This window comes from Bradyrhizobium genosp. P (assembly GCF_049949265.1).
Lineage (GTDB): Bacteria > Pseudomonadota > Alphaproteobacteria > Rhizobiales > Xanthobacteraceae > Bradyrhizobium.
Genome location: NZ_CP188195.1, coordinates 7,157,786 through 7,178,962, shown reverse-complemented (window position 1 = coordinate 7,178,962; position 21,177 = coordinate 7,157,786). Strand labels below are relative to the sequence as shown.

At 62.4% G+C, this 21,177-nt stretch carries 16 protein-coding genes; 8 read left to right on the top strand and 8 right to left on the bottom strand.

Annotation, left to right across the window (positions count from 1 at the left end; all coding sequences use genetic code 11):
* Positions 1–2 precede the first annotated feature (2 nt).
* Genes ACP2YO_RS34415 through ACP2YO_RS34385 form a run of 7 tightly spaced genes read right to left on the bottom strand, consistent with a single transcriptional unit; the run spans position 3 to position 9,357 of the window.
* The gene (locus ACP2YO_RS34415; RefSeq protein ID WP_426435560.1) at positions 3–1,076 is read right to left on the bottom strand and encodes a hypothetical protein; all 1,074 of its coding nucleotides are present in this window, start codon (positions 1,074–1,076) and stop codon (positions 3–5) included.
* Complete coding sequence (locus ACP2YO_RS34410) at positions 1,073–1,600, bottom strand: c-type cytochrome (RefSeq protein WP_426435559.1); 528 nt, start codon at positions 1,598–1,600, stop codon at positions 1,073–1,075. Before ACP2YO_RS34410 ends, ACP2YO_RS34415 begins: the two co-directional genes overlap by 4 nt.
* Positions 1,597–2,124, bottom strand: coding sequence for a DUF3341 domain-containing protein (locus tag ACP2YO_RS34405; RefSeq protein ID WP_426435558.1), 528 nt, complete (start codon positions 2,122–2,124; stop codon positions 1,597–1,599). The genes ACP2YO_RS34410 and ACP2YO_RS34405 overlap by 4 nt, the downstream gene beginning before the upstream one ends.
* Positions 2,121–3,491 (bottom strand): NrfD/PsrC family molybdoenzyme membrane anchor subunit, encoded by a 1,371-nt coding sequence (gene nrfD, locus ACP2YO_RS34400; RefSeq protein ID WP_426435557.1) that lies wholly within the window; start codon positions 3,489–3,491, stop codon positions 2,121–2,123. Before nrfD ends, ACP2YO_RS34405 begins: the two co-directional genes overlap by 4 nt.
* Positions 3,488–6,352: a 4Fe-4S dicluster domain-containing protein gene (locus ACP2YO_RS34395; protein ID WP_426435556.1), complete on the bottom strand. Its 2,865-nt coding sequence runs from the start codon at positions 6,350–6,352 to the stop codon at positions 3,488–3,490. Before ACP2YO_RS34395 ends, nrfD begins: the two co-directional genes overlap by 4 nt.
* The gene (locus tag ACP2YO_RS34390) at positions 6,340–6,993 is read right to left on the bottom strand and encodes a cytochrome c3 family protein (protein ID WP_426435555.1); all 654 of its coding nucleotides are present in this window, start codon (positions 6,991–6,993) and stop codon (positions 6,340–6,342) included. The genes ACP2YO_RS34395 and ACP2YO_RS34390 overlap by 13 nt, the downstream gene beginning before the upstream one ends.
* Before the next feature lie 45 nt (positions 6,994–7,038).
* Entirely contained in the window at positions 7,039–9,357 is a 2,319-nt protein-coding gene (locus ACP2YO_RS34385) for an FdhF/YdeP family oxidoreductase (RefSeq protein WP_426435554.1), read from the bottom strand.
* A 316-nt stretch (positions 9,358–9,673) separates the two neighbouring features.
* On the opposite strand from ACP2YO_RS34385, the gene ACP2YO_RS34380 reads away from it, so the two are divergent.
* From ACP2YO_RS34380 to ACP2YO_RS34350, 7 genes are all read left to right on the top strand, one after another.
* The gene (locus tag ACP2YO_RS34380; RefSeq protein WP_426435553.1) at positions 9,674–11,449 is read left to right on the top strand and encodes a thiamine pyrophosphate-requiring protein; all 1,776 of its coding nucleotides are present in this window, start codon (positions 9,674–9,676) and stop codon (positions 11,447–11,449) included.
* Positions 11,450–11,451: 2 nt separating this feature from the next.
* The gene (locus ACP2YO_RS34375) at positions 11,452–12,558 is read left to right on the top strand and encodes an enolase C-terminal domain-like protein (RefSeq protein ID WP_426435552.1); all 1,107 of its coding nucleotides are present in this window, start codon (positions 11,452–11,454) and stop codon (positions 12,556–12,558) included.
* Positions 12,559–12,683: 125 nt separating this feature from the next.
* The gene (locus ACP2YO_RS34370) at positions 12,684–13,535 is read left to right on the top strand and encodes a hypothetical protein (RefSeq protein ID WP_426443379.1); all 852 of its coding nucleotides are present in this window, start codon (positions 12,684–12,686) and stop codon (positions 13,533–13,535) included.
* Positions 13,528–14,190 (top strand): gluconate 2-dehydrogenase subunit 3 family protein, encoded by a 663-nt coding sequence (locus ACP2YO_RS34365; protein WP_426435551.1) that lies wholly within the window; start codon positions 13,528–13,530, stop codon positions 14,188–14,190. The genes ACP2YO_RS34370 and ACP2YO_RS34365 overlap by 8 nt, the downstream gene beginning before the upstream one ends.
* The gene (locus ACP2YO_RS34360) at positions 14,180–15,871 is read left to right on the top strand and encodes a GMC family oxidoreductase (protein WP_426435550.1); all 1,692 of its coding nucleotides are present in this window, start codon (positions 14,180–14,182) and stop codon (positions 15,869–15,871) included. The genes ACP2YO_RS34365 and ACP2YO_RS34360 overlap by 11 nt, the downstream gene beginning before the upstream one ends.
* 41 nt (positions 15,872–15,912) lie before the next feature.
* On the top strand, positions 15,913–17,073 hold the full coding sequence (locus ACP2YO_RS34355; protein ID WP_426443378.1) for an SDR family oxidoreductase: 1,161 nt from the start codon (positions 15,913–15,915) through the stop codon (positions 17,071–17,073).
* Positions 17,057–18,865 (top strand): glycoside hydrolase family 15 protein, encoded by a 1,809-nt coding sequence (locus ACP2YO_RS34350; protein WP_426435549.1) that lies wholly within the window; start codon positions 17,057–17,059, stop codon positions 18,863–18,865. Before ACP2YO_RS34355 ends, ACP2YO_RS34350 begins: the two co-directional genes overlap by 17 nt.
* Before the next feature lie 162 nt (positions 18,866–19,027).
* Here the strand turns inward: ACP2YO_RS34350 and ACP2YO_RS34345 are convergent, their stop codons facing one another.
* On the bottom strand, positions 19,028–19,999 hold the full coding sequence (locus tag ACP2YO_RS34345; RefSeq protein WP_426435548.1) for a Crp/Fnr family transcriptional regulator: 972 nt from the start codon (positions 19,997–19,999) through the stop codon (positions 19,028–19,030).
* A gap of 3 nt (positions 20,000–20,002) precedes the next feature.
* On the opposite strand from ACP2YO_RS34345, the gene ACP2YO_RS34340 reads away from it, so the two are divergent.
* On the top strand, positions 20,003–21,055 hold the full coding sequence (locus ACP2YO_RS34340) for a PAS domain-containing protein (RefSeq protein WP_426435547.1): 1,053 nt from the start codon (positions 20,003–20,005) through the stop codon (positions 21,053–21,055).
* The last annotated feature ends 122 nt before the right edge of the window (positions 21,056–21,177 follow it).

Genomic DNA, 21,177 nt, shown 5'->3' with positions numbered 1-21,177 from the left:
CCTCATTCGGCATGGCGAGCCTCCGCCAGTGATGCAAGCGCCGGTCCGATCAGAAGCGAAACCGCCGCCAGCACGACCAGACTCGCGCATGCGCCGGCGATAACGCCGGTTTGATCGTCGAACGCCGGCACCAGCAGCCACGAAATGTGCAACGCGCTGCCGAACAGGATCAAGGTTCCTGCCAGGCGCAAGGCGCGGCGGCTGAAGCGGTTCGCCCGCTTCAGCAACATTGCGAATGGTATCGCGGCGCCGATCGTGATCGCCAACACCAGGATGATGATCCATCCGGTGGTGCCTCGCTTCAGGAACCAGTCGGCCTTCTCGGCGAGGTTGCCGTACCACGCGATCGCAAAGGTCATGTACTCGAGATAGACGACGCCGAGCAGCGCCGCGATCATGAGGCCGCCGACGTCGCCGGCAACCTGATCCTTTAAGTCCGGCGGTGCCATCACCGCCAGCAGGGCGAGGGCCGCGAGCAGTTGCTGGATGGCGATCATCGCCGCGAACGCGGTGGCTTCATAATGCGGCTCGACCGAGAGATACCAGTCGACGGCAACCAGGCTGATGGTCAGACCGAAAAAGGCCAGCCCAAGTCCGGCCTGAAGCCGGCTGCCCATGCCCGCAGCAAAGACGATGCCGAGAAAGGACCAGCCACCGAGTGCGGCCACTGCGCGAATCCAGAACGATGGCGCGTTGAGGTACCACCGCGCGACGTCGGCCGGGACGACTGACGGGTCGGCGGCCCAGGGATAGATTTCAGGCAGCGCGACCAGGATCGGCAGGAAGGCAAGGGCTGCCACCGCCGTCATGGCGGCGGCCGGGCGCAACACCGGCGCTGCGGCTACACCCCATTCGCCGCCGGTCAGCCGGTGGATGAGCAACAGCGTCATGCTGCCGATGGGAATGGTGCTCCAGATCGCAAAGCCGACAAGCCAGCCGCGCAGCAGTCCCCGCATCGGAATCAGCAATCCCAGCAAGAGCAGAATCGCTTCCGCTCCGAGCAACAAGGCGACCCCGGCCGCGAGCGGCCGGCTGGCGAGGTTGACGAACTCCGGTTTCTCGAGCGCGAGCCTCATGGCAGCTTGCTCCACGATTGCGGCGCGTCCGCGAGCCTTGTGTAGCGGGATTGCTGCAGTGCCCGAAGGTAGGCGACGATCGCCCAGCGATCTCGTGGCTCCACCCGTGATGCGTAGGAGTACATCACGCCGTATCCATCGGCGATGACGTCGAAGAAATGCTGCGCAGGAGCCTCGCGCAGTCGTGCGATATGGTACGACGGCGGCGCCGGGAAGCCGCGCCGGACGATCATGCCGTCGCCGTCTCCGGAGAGGCCGTGGCAGGGCGAGCAATAGATGTCATAGCGCTCGTGGCCGCGCACCAGAAGCTGCGCATCGACCGGCGGTGCCTTTGCGGCCTGATCCGCGCGCGCAAGGTCGCCTAGCGCGACAACGCCCGGCGGTGGTGCTTGTGCTTCGGTCCCGTCAGGAAACAGCGCGGCCCTTGTATAGGTGCCATAGCGGTTTTGGCGCGTCATGGAATCGTCGTGACAGCCTGCAAGCAGCAGCGCGGCCGGAAAGCAGAACAGGATACGGCGCCTCATGGGTGACGGACCTCCGTCACCACGACAGCGCCTGCGGCCTCGAGCAGCCGGCGCAGATCGCGCGCGGCCTCGTCGTCATCTTCCGCAGCGGCGAGCAGGAAGAAGCGATCCTGCGTGGCGCGTTCGAAACCGGGGACCTCGAACAGCGGATGATGCAGGCGCGGCAAGCCGCAGGACCACAGCAGCGCGACCACGCCGCACAGCGCCGCCGCAAAGATGCCGACCTCGAAAGGCACCAGCAGAAACACCTGCCAGGAATTAAGCGGCCGTCCGCCGCTGTTGATGGGATAATCGACAACGGCGCTGTACCACTGCAGCCCAAAGGCGAAAGCCGCGGCGGAAAGGCCGCCTGCCAGCATGGCATTGCGAATGCGGGAGGGCGGGATCGCGAGCTCCGCGTCGAGGCCTTCCAGCGGGTAGGGCGTGAATGCATCGAGCGCAAGATGACGGCCCTGCTTGACCTGGCTCAGCGCGACCCTCAGCGTCTCGGGATCGCGAAACTCGGCAAGCAGGGGGCCGGTCATGCCGCACCCTCCCGATGTGCGAGATCGCGCATGTCGAACATCGACACCGCCGGCACCACGCGAACAAAGATCAGGAACAGGAATGCGAAAAGGCCCAGAGGCGCGATCAGGAACGACCAATCCCAGAAGGTGAAGTGGAATGTGCGCCACAACGCGGGCATGTAGTCGTGAGACAGCGTGTTCCAGATGATCAGGATTCGCTCGAGCCACATGCCGATGTTGATCGCGATGGCGATCGTGAAGAGCGCCGGCAGCGACCAACGCACGCCGGGAAACCACAGCGCCTGCGGCAGAACGACGTTGCAGGCGAGCAGCGCCCAGAACAGCGGCGCATAGGTCCCGGTGAATTCGAAGGCGACAAGGCCGCGGTCGCTATGCTTGCCGCCGTACCAGCCGAAAAACCATTCGCTCGCATAGGAATAGCCCATCACGATCGACGCCATCAGCAGGATGCGGCCCATGACTTCGAAATGCGCCGGCGTGATGATCGCCTGCAGGTTGAGGCCCCAGCGTATGGCCAGCGCCAGCACGATCACCATCGCGAAGCCGGAGTACATCGCGCCGACCACGAAATAGGGAGGGAAAATGCTTTCCTGCCAACCCGGCATCAGGCTCGCGGCGAAATCGAGGCCCACGATCGAATGCACCGAACAGACCAGGGGAACGCCGAGCGCGGCCATCGTGGTATGCAGTGTCTGCAGCCCGTGCCAATGGCGCGCCGATCCGCGCCAGCCCAGCGCGAATGCGCCATAGAGCAACTGACCCGCGCGCGTGCGCGAGCGGTCCCGCATGGTCGCGAGATCGGGAATGAGGCTGACGTACCAGAACAGAATCGAGAACAGCAGATAGCTGACGATGGCCCAGAAATCCCACACCAGCGCGCTGCGCCATTGTGGCCACAGCGCCATCGTGTTCGGATAGGGCGCCAGCCAGTAGGCATAGAGCGGCCGCCCGAGATGGACGATTGGCATCAGGCCGGCGATCGTCACCGCAAACAGCGTCATGGCCTCGGCGAAGCGGTTGATCGAGCTGCGCCATTTCTGCCGCGTCAGCAGCAGCATCGCCGAAATCAACGTGCCGGCATTACCGACGCCGATCCACCAGACGTAGTTCGCGATGGCGACGCCCCAGACGACGGTGGAGTTGATGCCCCAGATGCCAATGCCCCGGTAGAACAGCCAGACGATCGATCCGATCAGCCAGAGCACGAAAGGCAGGCTCGCGAGCATGGCGATCCACCACGCTTTTCCGGCCGGATCGAACACCGGGTCGGCGACGGCCTGCGTAATACCGACGTCGCTGGTGCGCTCTGCGGCGATCCAGCGATGGGCTGTGGGAAGGCCTTGCTCGAGCAGTGGCGGGGTCATGTTGCGTCCTCGTCCAGGCCCGGTGCGGGATTGCGGATGTCGGCGAGGTAAGTGGTGCGTGGCCGCGTCCCGAGATGCGCCAGCAGCGCGTAATGGCGTGGGTCGGTCTTTTGCTGGTTGATCGCAGCATCCCTGGAGTGGAGATCGCCAAATGTGATGGCTCTGGTCGGGCAGGCGCTCTGGCAGGCCGTCCTTACCTCGTCCGCGCCGATCGGCCGATCCTCGCGCTCGGCGGTTCGTCGGGCCGCGCTAATGCGCTGAACACAATACGTGCACTTCTCCATCACCCCGCGCGAACGCACCGTGACCTCCGGGTTCTTTTGCGCCCGGTAAGACTCGAGGCCAAGATTGGCGTATTCTTCGCCGTCAGCGTAGCCGAAGAAGTTGAAGCGACGCACTTTGTAAGGACAATTCGCCTCGCAGAAGCGGGTGCCGACGCAACGATTGTAGACCTGCACGTTCAGTCCTTCGCCGTCGTGCACTGAAGCCGCCACCGGGCAAACAGGTTCGCAGGGCGCCTGCTCGCAATGCATGCAGGGGACCGGCTGAAAGCCGGGCTTCGGCTTGTCCGGCGAACCATGGTCGTAGACGTCGACCCGCAGCCAATGCATGTCGCGGCCGCGGGCCACTTCTTCCGGGCCGACCACCGGTACGTTGTTCTCCGCCTGGCAAGCAACGACGCAGGCATTGCAGCCGATGCATATTGCGGCGTCGATCACCATAGCCCAGGCATGGCCATCATCCGGCCTGGGTCTCTCCGGCAGCAGGCTCGGCTCCGGCTTCGACACCGATTTGTCCAGCGTCTTGCCCGCTTCGGAAAGCGCAAGCAGCGGATAGAGTTCGCGCACGTCTTCAAGGTCGCGGACAATGTTCTGCGTGGTCAGGATCTCGTCGCGGCGGCCGGTCCGATTTATCGTCGCATCGCTCACGATCCAGGGATTGGCGGTCGCGCGCAGGAGATAGGCGTTGGTGCCCACGCCGCTTCCGATCTCGCCCGCCTGGCGACGTCCGAGCCCGAGCGTAAGACAGGCAACACCATCCGCGATGCCGGGCTGGATGATAGCGGGGGCCTCGACCGATCGCCCCCCCGCCGCGATGACGGCGACGTCGCCGGATTCGAGGCCAAGCCGTTTGGCGGCCAGCGGATTGAGTGCCAGAGCGTTGCCCCAGACTTGCTTGGTCAGCGGTTTGGGGCATTCCTGCAGCCACGCGTTATTGGCGAATGAACCGTCCCACAAACAGGGGTCGGGGTGCAGCAGCACGGTCAGGTCGCTGCTGTCCGGGGAAGGCGCCGCGATATCCGGCAGCCTGGGTTCTCCGCTCGGCGCTGGCGCCGGCGCGGTCCCGGCGATCATGCCATCTTGCAATGCGCGCGACCACCATGCCTCGAAGTCGCCGTCCGCGTGCGTCTGCCAGGTCTCGCGCACGAGTTCGTAGGGGGTGGCATCGGCGCGATTCGTCAGAAGTGCCAGCAATTCGTGGGCCGTCGAACTCTTGAACAGGGGTCGTATGAGCGGCTGGACCAGGCTCGCCGTGCCGTCGCTTGAACGCAGATCGGACCAGGCCTCAAGCTCGTGGGTTTGCGGAATGTGCCAGTTCGAAAGTGCCGCCGTCTCATCCACATAGCATCCGAGATGCAGCCGAAACCGGGCCTTTGCCGAATGGCGGGCAAACTCCAGTTCGGCAGGCGCGTCATAGACCGGATTTACGCCGACCATCACGAGCTGGCGGACGACGCCTGATGTGAGATCCTGGACCAGGTCGGCGATCGCGGCCGGTTCATGCCCGGCAGGGGTCTTGCCGGCCTCGATAAGGTCGACGGGTGCTTGCAAGCGAGCGTTGATCCAGTGCACCAGCGCATGGGTCTCGGGCGGAAGCGCACGGCCGGCTAGAACGAGAGCGCTGCCGTGATGGACCGATAGATCGGCCACCATCTGCTTCACGAGGCGCATGGTATCGTCGGGAAGTGCGGCTTGCCGAAGACTGGCGCCCATCGCATGAGCGATCCCAATCGCGACTTCGCCGATCAATCGCGGGTGCAGGCTGATACGATGATCAGACTTCGCGCCGGTCAGCGTCGGCACGGCCTCGATGCTGTAAATCCGCGAAAAGTTGTCCGCATGTGGCTTGCGGCGGGCGGCGAATCCGCGGGCGTTGCGCATTTGATCGGGACCGTGACCGAGCGGGTCCGCATCGAGCACGACGACAATCCGAGCCTCTTCCAGTCTCGGCACCGTCCGCAGAGGCCGCCCGTAAGCCTGGGTTGCGCCGGTGCTGGCGTTGGTTTCGTCGATCGGGTCATAGGCGTGCCACGCCGCTTTCGGAAACAGCTGCAGCAGAGTATCGATCTGCCGCAAAAGTGTCGGCGACGTGACATTGCCGGTGAGCAGACGGAGGCCCTCGCCGCCGCGTTGTCGCAACTCGCGGAGTTCGGCTTGCAACGCCTGCCGAAATGCCTGTGCTGACGCGATCGATCCGTTATTGAGAGCAGTCCTGGAGCGATCGGGATCGTAGAGCGACAACACCACGGCTTCTGCAAAAACATCGGTTGCGCCCAGACTGGCGGGATGACGCGGGTTGCCCTCGATCTTGATCGGCCGGCCGTCGATGGATGTAACGATGGCTCCCCGCCCAAAGCCGGAAAGCGCCAGGGTGGTTGCGAACTTCAACGGCTCGCCGGGGACCACACGTTCGGGCATGCTGACGTAGGGAATGATCGCCTCGGCAGGCTTGCTGCAGGCCGCGAGACCCGAGGTAATTCCACTCGCGAGCAGGCCGAGCGCCTGGCGCCGGTTGAGCGCAACTGCGCCGCGCCGGCGAAACTGCGATCCCCTTACGGGAAGCTCGTCTAGCGGTGGCATATCGAGCAGTCCGTGAGGTGGTCGGTGCGGATGTGATAGGCAGCCATCATCTCGCGTGCGAGGCGATCGTGGTCGGCTGGCGGCTGCCATTCGGTATTGAAGATGGCGTCGCGCGGACGTAACGCCTTGGCGGGATCGCGGTGGCAGTCGAGGCACCAACTCATGGTAAGAGGTGCGGCTTGACGAGTGAGCTTCATCTGATCGACCGGGCCGTGGCAGGTCGAACAGCCGACGCCCTTGGCGACATGGATCGAATGATCGAAGTAGACGTAATCCGGCAGCCTGTTCACGCGCTGCCAGACAATCGGTCTATGATCGGCGAGGCTTGTTCGTACCGGCGCCAGCATCGGGGCGTTGGTCCACAGCTGGGAATGGCAGGTCATGCAGGTCTCGGTCGGCGGCAGCCCTGCGAAGCTCGCCGTCTCGACCGAGGTGTGGCAATAGCGGCAGTCCAGACCGAGACCGGCGACATGATGTTCATGGCTGAAGGGCACCGGCTGGTCGCGAGTCACATTTTGAGCCGTGACGTAGGGTGACCCCGCGAGTTGGTACGCAAGGCCGACGGAGAGTATCGGGATGACACCGAGTGAGGCGAGGACCATCGTCGCGATCGTGTCGGCGCCGGGCCTGAAGATCTGCATAGACCGGTCTCTTCAGCTCACTCTTGGTGGCGGCATTGCTGCCGTCTAGGCGCGAATCTTGACGGGGACCGACTTCGTGGCTGGTGTCTTGGATTGCTCGTCATGATGCGAAAGCGGAACCAGCGGGTTCATTTCCGGGTAGTAGGACGCCACGCAGCCATCCGGCAACTGGTACGGCGTGACCTTCAGCGGGCCGACCTCCCGGTGAACGCCGTCCTCGGCGTCGCTGACGAGTGACACCATCTGTCCGGCTCGAAGTCCCGCGCGCTCAATCTCCGCCGGATTGATGAGCAGAACCTGGCGCGTGCCCTCGATGCCGCGAAGCCGGTCGCTGAAGCCATAGATGGTCGTGTTGAACTGGTCATTGCTGCGCATGGTAAGCAGGCGATAGCGGTCGGGCGCATCTCCGAAGCCTGTCGAGGTGAGGATTTCCGGAACGGTGAATTCCGCCTTGCCGCTCTTTGTTTTCCAGATCCGCTCCCGCGCGGGATTGCCGCGGTAGAAGCCGCCGGGGGTAAACATGCGCGCGTTGAAGTCGTGGAATTCGTCCGGATAGGTTTCAGCGATGAGATCGCGAACCAGACCGTAGTCGCCGACCCATTCGTTCCATCTTACCTTGGGATTGGGAGGCAGCGTCGCCGTCGCGATCCCCGCCACGATCGCAACTTCCGATTTCAGGTGAACGCTGGCCGGTTTCCGCAAACCGATCGAGCCTTGAATGCAGCTGAAAGTATCTTCCATGGTGACGGCCTGCGGACCGCTCGCCTGAACGTCCAACTCGGTGCGCCCGCGGCACGGCAGAAGATATGCGGATTTGCCGTTCACCAGATGGCTATGATTGAGCTTGGTCGCGATCTGAACCGTAAGCTCCATGTTCGTCCAGGCCTTTTCCATCGCCGCGCGTTCGGGGATGGCGCGGACGAAATTGCCGCCCAGGCCGAAGAATGCCTTCACCTTGCCGGCCAAGATGCCTTCGCAGGCCTCGACCGTGTTCATGCCCTTTTCACGCGGTGGTTCGAAGCCGAACTGCTTCGCGAGCTTGTCGAGCGGCACCAGTTCGGGTTTTTCGGAAATGCCCACGGTCCGCTGGCCCTGCACATTCGAGTGGCCGCGCACCGGCGAAATGCCGGTGCCGTCCCGGCCGATGTTGCCCTTGAGCAGCAGCATGTTGACCAACATCGCGACGTTCTCGAAGCCATGAACGTGCTGAGTCAGGCCCATGCCGTAAATGCCGATGACGCGATCGGCTTCGACGTAAACCTGCGCGGCGCTCTCGATCGCGGCGCGGGTCAAGCCGGAAGCAGCTTCGATGTCTTTCCACCGGGTACCGCGAACCTTGGCCTCGAATTCCTCGAAGCCGTGTGTGTGCTGCTCGATGAAGGGGACGTCGAGCACCCGTTTGCCCTTTGCCTTGGCATCATCGTCGGCGGCGAACACGTGCTTGCAGATGCCAAGAATGACCGCGATATCGCCGCCGATCTTGACCTGGTGATATTGGCTGCTGATGCGTGTTTCCCTGCCGGTCAGCATCTCGGTTGGATTTTGCGGATTGATGAAGGTCTCGAGACCCTTTTCCCGCACCGGATTGAAGGTGATGATCTGTACGCCGCGTTTCGCCGCATCTTGCAGCGGATGCAGAAATCGCGGGCTATTCGATCCAGTGTTCTGGCCGAAGAAGAACATGGCGTCGCAGTTGCTCAGATCGTCGAACACGACGGTGCCGACACCGACGCCGATCAACTTCTTCAGCGCGACCGACGTCGTCTCGTGACACATGTTCGAGCTGTCGGGCAGGTTGTTGCAGCCGTATAGCCGCGCAAACAGGGCGTAGAGATAGGAAGTCTCGAGACTGGCGCGCCCCGAGGAATAGAAGATGAGCGATTTCGGATCGAGCAGTTTGAGCTGTGAACCGATCGCAGCAAATGCCTCGTCCCAGGTGCACGGCACGTAGTGATCGGTGGCGGCGTCATAACGCATCGGATGGGTCAACCGACCTTGCTGCTCGAGGTCATAATCGTCCCAGCCCTGCAACTCGGTGACGGTGTGCTTGGCAAAGAAATCAGGGGTGCAGCGGCGGGAAGTCAGTTCCCACAACGTCGCCTTGGCGCCGTTCTCGCAGAATTCGAACGTGTGGTAGTCGGCCGGTTTGGCCCACGAGCAGGACACGCACATGAACCCCTTCGGCTTGTTCTGCCGCCTCAGGGTGTCGAGCGCAGTGGGACTGTCCCATTCCTTTCCGAATATCTGGACGATGCCCTTGAGCGATCCCCACCCGCCCGCGGGCCCATCGTATTCGACGGTGGCGTTGTGTTGGTCTTTTCGGTCTTGGTCTTTTCGTTCGGCCGGTGCATCGGTTTCGGACATGGCGCGTTCCTGCAAAGCCCGCCTGCTGCTCTGCAAATAAACCGGCACCTCCAGCCTCGGTTCCAATTCGGGGCGAAAACCGGTCGATACCTTCGTCGAGGACGGCCGTCCTTTAGTTGCAGTTCGGATAAGGCCATTGGTCCGGACGTCCTGCGCGTCATCCGATTGGCTTCCGAGCGTCGGGACGAAAGTTAAAACGAACTCATGATGCAACGTTCGTTCGCAAGCCACGTTTGGAAACTGTCAGGCCCATCTAATCCGGCCAAAACTAATCCGGCCCAAGGCTTCCCCAAAGGCTTCATCTCGGAACGCGCACATGAACATCAGCGAATTCGTTTGGCATCGACTGTCAGAGTGGGGATTGAAACGGGTCTACGGTTATCCCGGCGATGGTGTGGGCGGCCTCGACGTCGCGCTGGAACGGGCCAAGGACAAGATGGAGTACGTCCAGGTCCGCCACGAGGAGATGGCGGCATTTATGGCGTCGGCTCATGCGAAGTTCACCGGCCAGGTCGGGTTGTGCTATGCGACCTCCGGTCCCGGGGCGATCCATCTTCTGAACGGGCTCTACGACGCGAAGATGGATCACGTTCCGGTTGTTGCACTTGTCGGCCAGCAGGCAAGGAGCGGGCTCGGGGCCAGCTATCAGCAGGAGGTCGACCTCCAGGACCTGTTCAAGGATGTGGCGGAATATGTCGGGCTTGCGAGCGTCCCGGTACAGGTCCGTCACCTGATCGACCGCGCCGTGCGTATCGCGGACAACAGGCGCGGCGTCTCCTGCGTGATATTGCCGAACGATCTCCAGGAACTCCGATACGAAGATCCGCCGCTCGCGCACGGCGCGACCCACACGGGGATCGGTTATGCTGGTCCCGCCAAATTGCCCGAGGACAGCTTGCTTTCAGCGGCCGCCGATGTCCTCAACAGCGGCAAAAAGGTCGCGATGCTGGTTGGCGCCGGCGCCCTCGATGCAACCAACGAGGTCATTGCGGTCGCGGAACGGCTGCAGGCCGGCGTTGCCAAAGCACTGCTCGGCAAGGCGGCGGTGCCGGACGATCTTCCGTTCGTCACCGGCTCGATCGGACTGCTCGGAACCAAGCCGAGCTGGGACCTGATGAAAAACTGCGACACCCTTCTGATGGTCGGATCCTGCTTCCCCTACAGCGAATTCCTACCCAAACCCGGCGCGGCGCGCGGGGTTCAGATCGACATCGACGGCACGAGGCTGAGCCTGCGCTATCCGATGGAGGTCAATATGGTCGGCGACAGTGCGACGACCTTGCGTGCGCTGCTGCCGATGCTGACCCAGAAGGAGGAATCCGCGTGGCGGCGCGGTGTCGAGGATGGCCTCAAGGATTGGTGGCAGACGCTCAAAGCGCGCGCGATGGACAGCGCCGAGCCGCTCAATCCGCAACGGGTATTCTGGGAATTGTCGCCGCGGCTGCCGGAAAACGCGATCATCACCGCCGATTCCGGGTCCGTCGCGAACTGGTACGCGCGTGACCTGAAGATGCGCCGTGGCATGAAGGCGTCACTGTCCGGCGGCCTAGCCTCGCTCGGCGCTGGAACACCCTACGCGCTCGCTGGAAAGATGGCCTATCCCGATCGCACGGTGATCGCCTGCATGGGCGACGGCGCGATGCAGATGAACGGCCTCAATGTGATGATCACGATCTCCAAATACTGGAAACAATGGTCGAATCCGCGGCTGATCGTGCTCGTGCTCAACAACCGCGATCTCAACCAGGTGACCTGGGAGGAGCGGATTCAGCTCGGCGCAGGCAAGACCGAATCCACCCAGAGCATTCCGGACTTTCCCTATCACAAGTACGCCGAACTGATCGGCCTGAAGGGCATTTTTGTCGACAACCCCGATCTGGTTGGACGGGCGTGGGACGAGGCGCTGTCGGCGGACCGCCCGGTGATTTTAGAGGCCTACACTGATCCGAACGTGCCGCCCTTGCCGCCGCATATCACGCTCAAGGATGCCAAGAACTTCGTCAGCATGATCCCCTCGGAGCCCGAACTCGGAAGCGTGCTGAAAAACAGCGCCAAGGAATTGCTTACGAGCGTTCTGCCCGGGAAAGGCTGACCATGAAGCCGGACGTCTCGATCGAAAGTGTACGTGCGCAGGCGTTCGAGGTTCCGACCGACCGGCCCGAGGCCGATGGGACGATCAGCTGGGATTCGACGACGCTGGTCATCGTCGAAATTGCAGGTGGCGGCCAGACCGGCATCGGCTATACGTATTCAAGTGCTGCGATCGTCAGGCTGATCTGCAACAAGCTCGCTTCGACCATCAAGGGTTGCGATGTCCTGAATCCGCAAGGCGCGTGGCTTTCGATGCATCGCGAGGCCCGAAATCTGGGACGGGAAGGACTGGCGGCGACTGCCATTTCCGCTGTCGACGCTGCACTGTATGATCTCAAGGCACGGATTCTCGATGTCCCACTCTTCCTGTTGCTGGGCAGCTACCGCAACTCCGTGCCGATCTATGGAAGCGGCGGCTTCACCACCTATTCGGACAATGAGCTTCAAGAACAGCTTGGCGGGTGGGTCGGCGAGCAGGGCTGTTCGTTTGTCAAGATGAAGGTCGGTTCGCACCCCGAGGAGGACCCTCATCGCGTGCAGATGGCAAAGCGGGCGATCGGTGACCGAGCTGTATTGTTCGTCGACGCCAACGGGGCCTATCGAGTGCAGCAGGCGCTCGAACTCGGGCATGAGTTCGCCGAGCAGGGGGTCGGTTGGTTCGAGGAGCCGGTCTCCTCCGACGACCTCGAGGGGTTGCGCGAGATGCGCAGGCGCGTGCCGGCCGGAATGGAGATCGCTGCCGGCGAGTATGCGTATACGGTCGATTATGTGCGTCGGATGTTGCAGGCAAACGCGGTCGATGTGCAGCAAGCCGACGTGACCCGTTGCGGTGGCATCACCGCGTTTCTGCAAATCGCCGCGTTGTGCGAGGCCTTTCACACCGACCTTTCGGGGCACTGCGCGCCGGCCCAGCATCTGCATGTCGCTTGCGCCTCGTCACGGTTGCGGCACCTGGAATGGTTTCACGATCATGTCCGGATTGAACGCCTGCTGTTCGACGGCGCGCCGGTGCCTCGCGACGGCGCGATAAGTCCCGACCGGTCGCGTCCCGGCAACGGACTGTCCTTCAAACGTCAGGATGCCGCGCGTTATGCGGTCGAATGCCCATGAGCCGAACAAACGATCCTAACTTTCCTGTCTATGTGGGACTTGCTCTTGCGGGAGTGGCGCTTGGATCGGCACTCGCGCGGCCAGTGGCCGCCGCGAACGGTCGGAGCCGAAACGGGCGCGACGTCATGCTTAAGCCCGCGCAAAGGAGAAAAACACAGAGCACCGTGCTCGCGGCACGGCGACTTAATCGCGCGGCCGGAACGCTGGCGGCGTCTGTGCTCGCCGACAGCGGCATCGAGCACTATCGAGGCTCCTTCAAGAACAGGGCGATGTTCACGCCGCTGATCGTGTCGGCGCTGACGCTCGCCACCAGCATCCACGGCACATCGGATATTCGGCCGTTTGCCCATCGGGCGCGCGACACCGTCTATCTGTTGGCGGCGGCCACCGGTCTCGCCGGATCCGGTTTCCATCTTTACAACGTCGGGAAGAAGCTTGGCGGCTTCAGCTGGCAGAATCTGTTTTACGCTGCCCCGCTGGGAGCGCCGATGGCCATCCTGCTGTCCGGCCTGGTCGGCTACTGCTCGGAGCGCGTGCGCGAAAGTGAACCGGGAGCCCGACCGGAAATTTTTGATCTGCCGGCCGGGCGTACCACGGCCGCAGTGGTGAGCGCGGGTTTGCTGGGGACGACAGGCGAAGCGGGCCTGCTGCATTTCCGGGGCGCGTATCACAATCCGTTCATGCTGCTTCCGGTGACGCTGCCGCCGATCGGCGCCGTGCTGCTCGCATCCACGGTGGCGGGCGGCCGTGGACGGCGGCATGCATTTACACGCTGGTGGATGCGGCTGCTGGCCGTCATGGGATTCGCCGGCGCGGGCTTTCACGCTTACGGCGTGTCCCGCAACATGGGCGGATGGCGGAACTGGTCCCAGAACATCCTGAACGGGCCTCCGATACCGGCGCCGCCGAGTTTCGCAGGTCTCGCGCTTGCCGGCCTCGCCGCGCTTGGGCTGATGGAGGATCATGCCGATGCTTGACCGGCCCTCAGACCGTCAGAACCGCTATCCTGGATACGATGTGCTGTCCAAGCGTATGGGCCCATCCTGGAATGAACAGACCCGCCGCGTCGTTACGCGCCGGCTGGCCATCGAACGCGAGCCACGATTCTTTACCGCGCAAGAGTTCGAGACGGTCAATGCGCTCGCGGCGCGCATCGTGCCGCAGCCGGCAACGCGGGCGCCGATACCGGTGGCCGCGTCGATCGATCACAAGCTTTACAGCGGCGCGTCCGACGGCTATCGCGTGGGGGGAATGCCGAGAGAAGGTGAGGCTTGGCGGCTCGGCCTCAGGGCGATCGATGCCGAAGCCGCATCGGCCTATGGGGAGAGCTTCCGCAGCCTGGCGGAGGGGCTGCAGGTCTCGCTGCTTGAACGCATGCAGCGCGGCGAATTGCACGCGCCGGAGTGGGGCGAGTTGCGGCCAAAGGACTTTTTCGAGAAGCGCATGGCACGCGACATCGTGCTTGCCTACTACGCGTATCCGGCGGCGTGGAGCGAAATCGGCTGGGGAGGGCCGGCGAGCCCACGCGGCTACGTCCGTCTCGATTTTGGCGATCGCGATCCCTGGGAGGCCGCCGAAGCCAGGGATACCGAGGAAGCATCTGTGCTCCGGATCAATCGCCATGTTCGATGATCCCTTCGATGATCCCTTGCACACCCCGCGCGCGCGTCGCGGCCGCGCCCCCGACGTGTTTCGTCCAGGCGGATGGGTCCCGATGCGCGAATACAATGAGGATGAGACGGTCGATTTCGCGATCGTCGGCACCGGCGCGGGCGGCGGCACGCTCGCTTGCAAGCTGGCCGAATACGGCTTTTCGGTCGTAGCGTTCGACGCTGGCCCCTACTTCCGTCCGCTCGAGGACTTTGCTTCCGACGAATCAGAACAGACAAAACTCTACTGGACCGACGATCGTATCGTCGACGGCGCCAATCCGCTGCGGATGGGCAGCAACAACAGCGGCAAGGCAGTGGGGGGCTCGACCGTGCATTTCGCAATGGTCTCCCTTCGCTTCCGGCCCGAATGGTTCAAGTCCCGCAGCTTGCTTGGCTACGGCGCGGATTGGCCGCTCGACTGGCGCGAGATGTGGAGCTACTACACGAAGGTCGAGCAGGCGCTGAAGATTGCCGGCCCCGTGACTTATCCGTGGGGACCGCATCGTCCGCGCTATCCGTATCGTGCGCATCCACTGAATGCCGCCGCCCGCGTGTTGGCCAGGGGATGCGAAGCGCTGGGCGTCAAGTGGACGGAAACGCCGCTTGCGACCTTGTCGGCACCGCGCGGGCTGGCACATCCTTGCGTCTATCGCGGCTTCTGCGTGACCGGTTGTTCGACCAATGCCAAGCAAAGCGCGCTGGTGACCTGGATTCCGCGCGCCCTCGCGGCTGGCGCGGAGATCCGCGATCTCGCGATGGTCGGTCAAGTGGAAACGGACGATCATGGGCTGGCAACCGGTGTGCATTATCATCGCGAGGACGCCTGGCACTTCCAGCGGGCGCGTAACGTCATCGTCGCCGGCTACGCGATCGAAACGCCGCGGTTGCTTCTGAACTCGGCCAACGGAAAGTTTCCCGACGGCTTGGCGAACCGTTCGGGGCTGGTCGGGAAATACCTGATGGCGCAGTCCAACCAGGCCGTTTGGGGCCTGATGGATCAAGAGGTTCGCTCCTACAAGGGACCGCCATCGCTGGCGATTACCGAACATTGGAACTACGAGGATAGCGGCAAGGACTTCTTCGGCGGCTACAGCTACATGAGCCAGGGTCCGCTGCCGCAGTTATGGGCCAATACCCTGATGAGCGCGCACGGACTGTGGGGAGGGCGCCTGATCGAGGAGATGAAGAACTACAACCACGTGGTCGGGTTGAAGATCGTCGGCGAGATGCTGCCGCAGAAGACCAATCGGGTCACGCTTGCCGATGAGGTCGACCAGTACGGGCTTCGCATCCCGCGCGTCACCTATTCCTGGTGCGACAACGACAAGCGACTGATCGATCATTCGTTGAAATTCATGACGCGAGCCCTGCAGGCCGTCGACGCCAAGAATATCTGGACTCAGGAAGATGACACCTGTCATCTCAACGGAACCGCCCGGATGGGCGACGACCGCGAAACCAGCGTTGTCGATGCTGATTGCCGCAGCTGGGATGTGCCCAATCTCTGGATCTGCGACGGTTCGGTGTTCCCGACCGTGGGAGGCGTCAACCCGTCGCTCACGATCCAGGCCATCGCGTGCCGGACCGCGGATCGAATCCGCAATCTTGCCCGGCGCGGCGACTTGAACGTCAACCGCCGGGAAGACCGACGCGTTGCATAAAGGTTGTCGACGACGAGACTTGCGTTGATACGAATGGAAAGATGACGCCCGAGGATATGCCCAAGTGGGTCTTCGCCTGGTTGGCGCGGAACGGCTACGTGGATACTCGGCCGGGCGGTTGCCGGAGTGCTTCAATGACGACAGTTCATGCATCGTCTCCCGAGGTTGTGGTGATCACCGGCGCCTCCGCCGGCGTAGGACGGGCGATCGCGCATCGCTTTGCTTCTGCCGGCTGGCGCATCGGCTTGATCGCGCGGGACGCCACGGCTCTCGAAGAAGTCAAGCGCGAGATCGAAACGCTTGGCGGCAGCGCCGTGGTTGCTGCAGGCGATGTATCCGACGCCGAGGCGATCTTCGCGGCTGCGGACGAAGTCAAAACGGCCTTCGGCGCCATCGATGTCTGGATCAACGATGCCATGGTCACGGTGTTCGCGCCGGTCTGGCAGATGACGCCGGATGAATTCCGTCGCGTCACCGAAGTGACTTATCTTGGCGTCGTCCATGGAACGATGGCGGCGCTACGGCACATGCGTCGCGTCAATCGTGGCAAGATCATTCAAATCGGCTCCTCGCTTGCCTACCGCGGAATTCCACTGCAGTCTGCGTATTGCGGTTCAAAGCATGCGATCCGCGGCTTCACCAACTCGCTTCGAACCGAGCTGATCCATGAAGGCAGCCGGATCGCCCTGACAATCATGGAACTGCCCGCGGTCAACACCCCGCAATTCGACTGGGCACGGACGCACATGCCCCGGCAGCCTCGCCCGGTCGCACCCGTGTTTGAGCCGGAAGTCATTGCTGGAGCAGTGTTCAACGCGGTTCGGCATCCGCGACGGGAATACTGGATCGGATTGAGCACGCTCGAAGTCATCCTTGGAAACATGGTTCTACCGGCTTTTCTCGATCGCTACCTCGCAAAATTTGCCTTTCAGGGCCAGGAGACCACGCAGCCGGTTTCTCCGGAACGGAAAGATAATCTGGTCTCGCCTGTTCCCTCTTTGCATCGGACCCATGGCCGCTTTGGAAGCGAGGCAAGGAACGACGCTGTCATAACGAGTGGCACACTTTCGCGGGTGATGCCGTTGCTGGTCGGCGGTCTGCTGATATTTGCAGCCGGAATGCTGACGACGGCCTCGGTCGCGGAACCACGGCTTCGACGCGATCAGCGGGCAAGGTTGAGGCGCCATGCCGGCTCGCATTGAGGACTACGCCGCCATCGGCAATTGCGAGTCCATGGCCCTGGTCGGCCGGGACGGATCAATCGACTGGCTTAGCTTTCCGCGCTTCGACAGCGCAGCGTGCTTCTCGGCGCTGCTGGGAGAGCCGAAACACGGCCGCTGGCTGATCGCGCCGCTTGCCGAGCCCGTGTGCGTGACACGCCGCTATCGCGGCGACACGATGATTCTTGAAACGACTATCGAAACGGAAACCGGCGCGATCTGCCTGATCGATTTCATGTCGCGCCGCGAGGGTGTTGCCGATCTCGTCAGGATCGTGAGGGGCCAGCGCGGCACCGTCACGATGCATACAGAGTTGATCGTTCGCTTCGAATTCGGTTCCATCGTGCCCTGGGTGTCGAGACGCGACGATGGCCGCCGTGAAATCACGGCCGGTCCCGACATGCTAATCCTCGCAGCTGACGTACCGTTGCGCGGCGAGGGACTGACTACCGTCGGAAAATTCGACATCACGGCCGGCGAGCAAGTGAGCTTTATACTCAGTTGGTCACGCTCCTACGATCCGGCACCTGCGCCGCATCAGCCCGGTGAAGCGTTGGCTCAGGTCGAGGGGTTCTGGGCCAACTGGTCGAACCGCTTTACGAAGGAGGGCAAATGGTCAGAGGCGGTCATGCGTTCGCTGTTGACATTGAAGGCGCTGTCGCATCGCGAGACCGGCGGCATTGTTGCCGCCGGAACGACTTCGCTGCCCGAGAAAGTCGGCGGCAGTCGCAATTGGGACTATCGTTTCTGCTGGCTCCGCGATGCCACCTTTACGCTATATGCCCTGCTCGGCGCCGGGTTCGTCGAGGAGGCGAGGGCATGGCGAGAATGGCTGCTGCGCGCAATTGCCGGCAGTCCTGGCGATTTGCAGATCATGTACGGCGTGGCTGGCGAACGCCACCAACAGGAACGTGAGCTCGCGTGGTTGCCTGGTTATGCAGGGTCTTCGCCAGTACGCGTCGGTAACGCCGCGGCGAAGCAGCTTCAACTCGACGTCTACGGAGAACTCCTCGACGCCCTTTACGTGGCGCGAAAGGCAGGCCTTCCGTCGGACCGCGCGAGCTGGAGCCTGGAACGCAGGTTGCTCGATCATCTCGAAGCCGTCTGGAACCAGCCCGACAGCGGAATCTGGGAGGTTCGCGGCGACCGCAGGCACTTCACGCATTCCAAGATCATGGCCTGGGTCGCATTCGATCGAGCGGTGCGTTCGGTCGAGGAACTTGGTCTGGACGGACCGGTCGCGCATTGGCGCAGCATTCGGGATGTCATTCACCGCGAGGTCTGCGTGCAAGGTTACGACCCGGTTCAGAACAGCTTTGTGCAATCCTATGGTTCGACGGAGCTTGACGCCAGTCTTCTGCTGACCGCGATGGTCGGCTTTCTGCCGCCCTCCGATATCCGAATCCGTAACACGATAGCTGCCATTGAGAAGGACCTGATGCGCGATGGCCTGGTGCAGCGCTACCGTACAGAGAAAGGAGACGACGGACTGCCGGCAGGCGAGGGCACCTTTCTCGCCTGCACGTTCTGGCTAGCGGACAATTATGTCCTGCAGGGCCGATGCCATGATGCGCGCAGGCTACTCGAACGGCTGCTGTCATTACGTAACGACGTCGGTCTTCTGGCTGAGGAATATGATCCCGTCGCGCGACGGCAGTTGGGAAACTTTCCGCAGGCCTTATCGCATCTAGCCCTGATCAACACTGTCCATAACCTGACGAGAGCCGTCGGGACGGTGCATCAGCGCGCGGCCGCGACCGGAAAGAACGGATGACCCGTTGCGAGCTTCGCTGGATCTGCGTTCCCGTCCGGATATTGCATCCGATTTCAGACCGCCAGTTCAAGCGTCCTCTACACGGCCGTCGGCCGCGGACGTGCATTTCCGACCCGTCGCCGATAAAGGGCATTTCTGTCGCAAGGTGCTTCAACCTGCACGCTATTGGTCTTGATGCAGATATTCGGGTTGAAACTCGGCAACGGCCTCCAGACCCCTCCGGTTGAGCAATGTTACCGTCCGTCCTTGCCACTTGATGAGGCCGCGATGCCTCAGCTCTTGCAAGCTCCGGTTGACATGCACATTCGATAGACCGCAGGCGTCCGGCATGTTGGCTTGGGTGAAGGGAGGTTCGAATACGTTATCCTTCAACAACCCAACGATTTCCAGCCGGGCTGCGAGTTCACAAACGACGTGAGCGATTCTGCCGATCGCATTGCGCGCCCCGACGTTAGCCACCCATTCCCGGTATATCGCGGCATCAACCAGGGTCTCACGCCAGAAGGCATCGGTAAGGGAGTAGGAGCTGCGTAGCATAGTCCTGATGTTGGCATGCGAGATGAACGCGGCCGTTGCCGGCCCTGCGCTTGTAAGATCGTGGTCCATGACCGGAAGATGTAGCGCGTGAAGGTCAGGCGCATCGCCCGGGACGTAGAATGCGAGTATCCGATTGTAGCCGGCCACGACTTTCTGTCGGATTGCAAAACCTTCGATCAGGAGAACGCACCGCGTCGGGCTTTCGCCCAGACGTACGATGGGCTCCCGATCCGCGAACGAGCGGATCGTTTTAGGCACCTTGCTCAGAAGATCTTGATCGTGTTCGGAGAGACCAACGGCAATCTGCAAGCGATCAGTCAGTTTTCGGCGGGGCATCGGACTGTCACTTTGTTTTGGTGGGCGCAAGAATGGGCAGTCGCAAGCAACGCCCCGCTTGATCGGCAATTTCCAGTCGATCCGACCCCGGATAGGAGCAGCCGTCTTGCGCCGCTTGCGCCTGTTCCGAGAAATCGTCTGTTTCTCGATCAGGGTCCTGTTCTCAGCCCCGAAGAAGCGCTGGCGCGCGCAAATTTCGCGCACCAGGGCGCGGCGCTGCACGTGGAACGAGAGTTGCGCGAGACGCGGGATCGACTGCAATCCATGATCGAGGAATACGAAACCGCGCTGGAAGAACTGAAATCCTCCAACGAGGAGTTGGTTTCGGTCAATGAGGAAATGCAATCCACCAACGAGGAGCTCGAGGCGTCAAAAGAAGAGCTTCAGTCCGTCAACGAGGAACTGCACACCGTCAACGCCGAGCTGAGCAACAAGGTCGATGCGCTCGACCGCGCCAATAGCGACCCGCAGAACCTGTTCGAGAGCACGGATGTCGCGACGGTGTTTCTGGACCGGGGCCTGACGATCCGTAGTTATACGCCGACGGTCGCCAGAATATTCAATATTCTGCCCGGAGACCGCGGCCGTCCCATCACGGATCTGTCCAGCAGGCTCAACCTTGCCGGCCTGGCCGGGGAAATCCGGCTGGTTCTCGACCAGGGCGGAACTGTCGAACGGCGGGTGCGGACGGAGGACGGCGCCACGCATTATCTGGTTCGGCTGTCGCCTTATCGCGGCGGCAATCAGAAGATCGAAGGTGTCGTAATTGCGTTCGTCGATATTACCACGATCACGGTTGCCGAGAGCCGGCAGAACGTACTTATCTCGGAGCTCCAACACCGCACGCGCAATCTGTTGACGGTGGTTCAATCGATTTCGCGCAGAACGATCGGCAAGGGCGAGAAGCTTGATGTGTTGTCCGCCAGACTCGCCGCTCTTGGCCGCGTGCAAAGTCTCGTGAGCGGCGGACCGATCGACAAGGTTGACCTCGGGGATCTGATCCGTTTTGAAATCGAGGCCGTCGGTGCGACCGAAGGCGAGAAGGTTCAGATAAGCGGCCCGCCGATTGCGTTAAACTTCGAACTCCTGCAGACGCTCGGTCTAGCCCTGCATGAGTTGAGCACCAATGCGCTGAAGTACGGGGCGCTTAAACATTCCGGCGGCACGCTCGCGATCTCCTGGGACCTTCGGCAAGCGACGGCAAGGCGCCAATACTGGCACTCGACCGGATGGAGGCTGGGGTTCCGACCGCCGCGGCGCCGGCCAGAAAGGGCTTCGGCCGCGAACTCATCGAGCGGGCTCTGGTCGCATCGTTGAAAGCCAAGAGCGAAATGATCTTTGGAGCTGAGGGGCTATCTTGCCACATCGAAGTCCCTCTCGGTTCGCCTATAGGCGAGGATACTGCCGGCCTGGGTCAGCTGGAATAAGGTTGTTGCTGA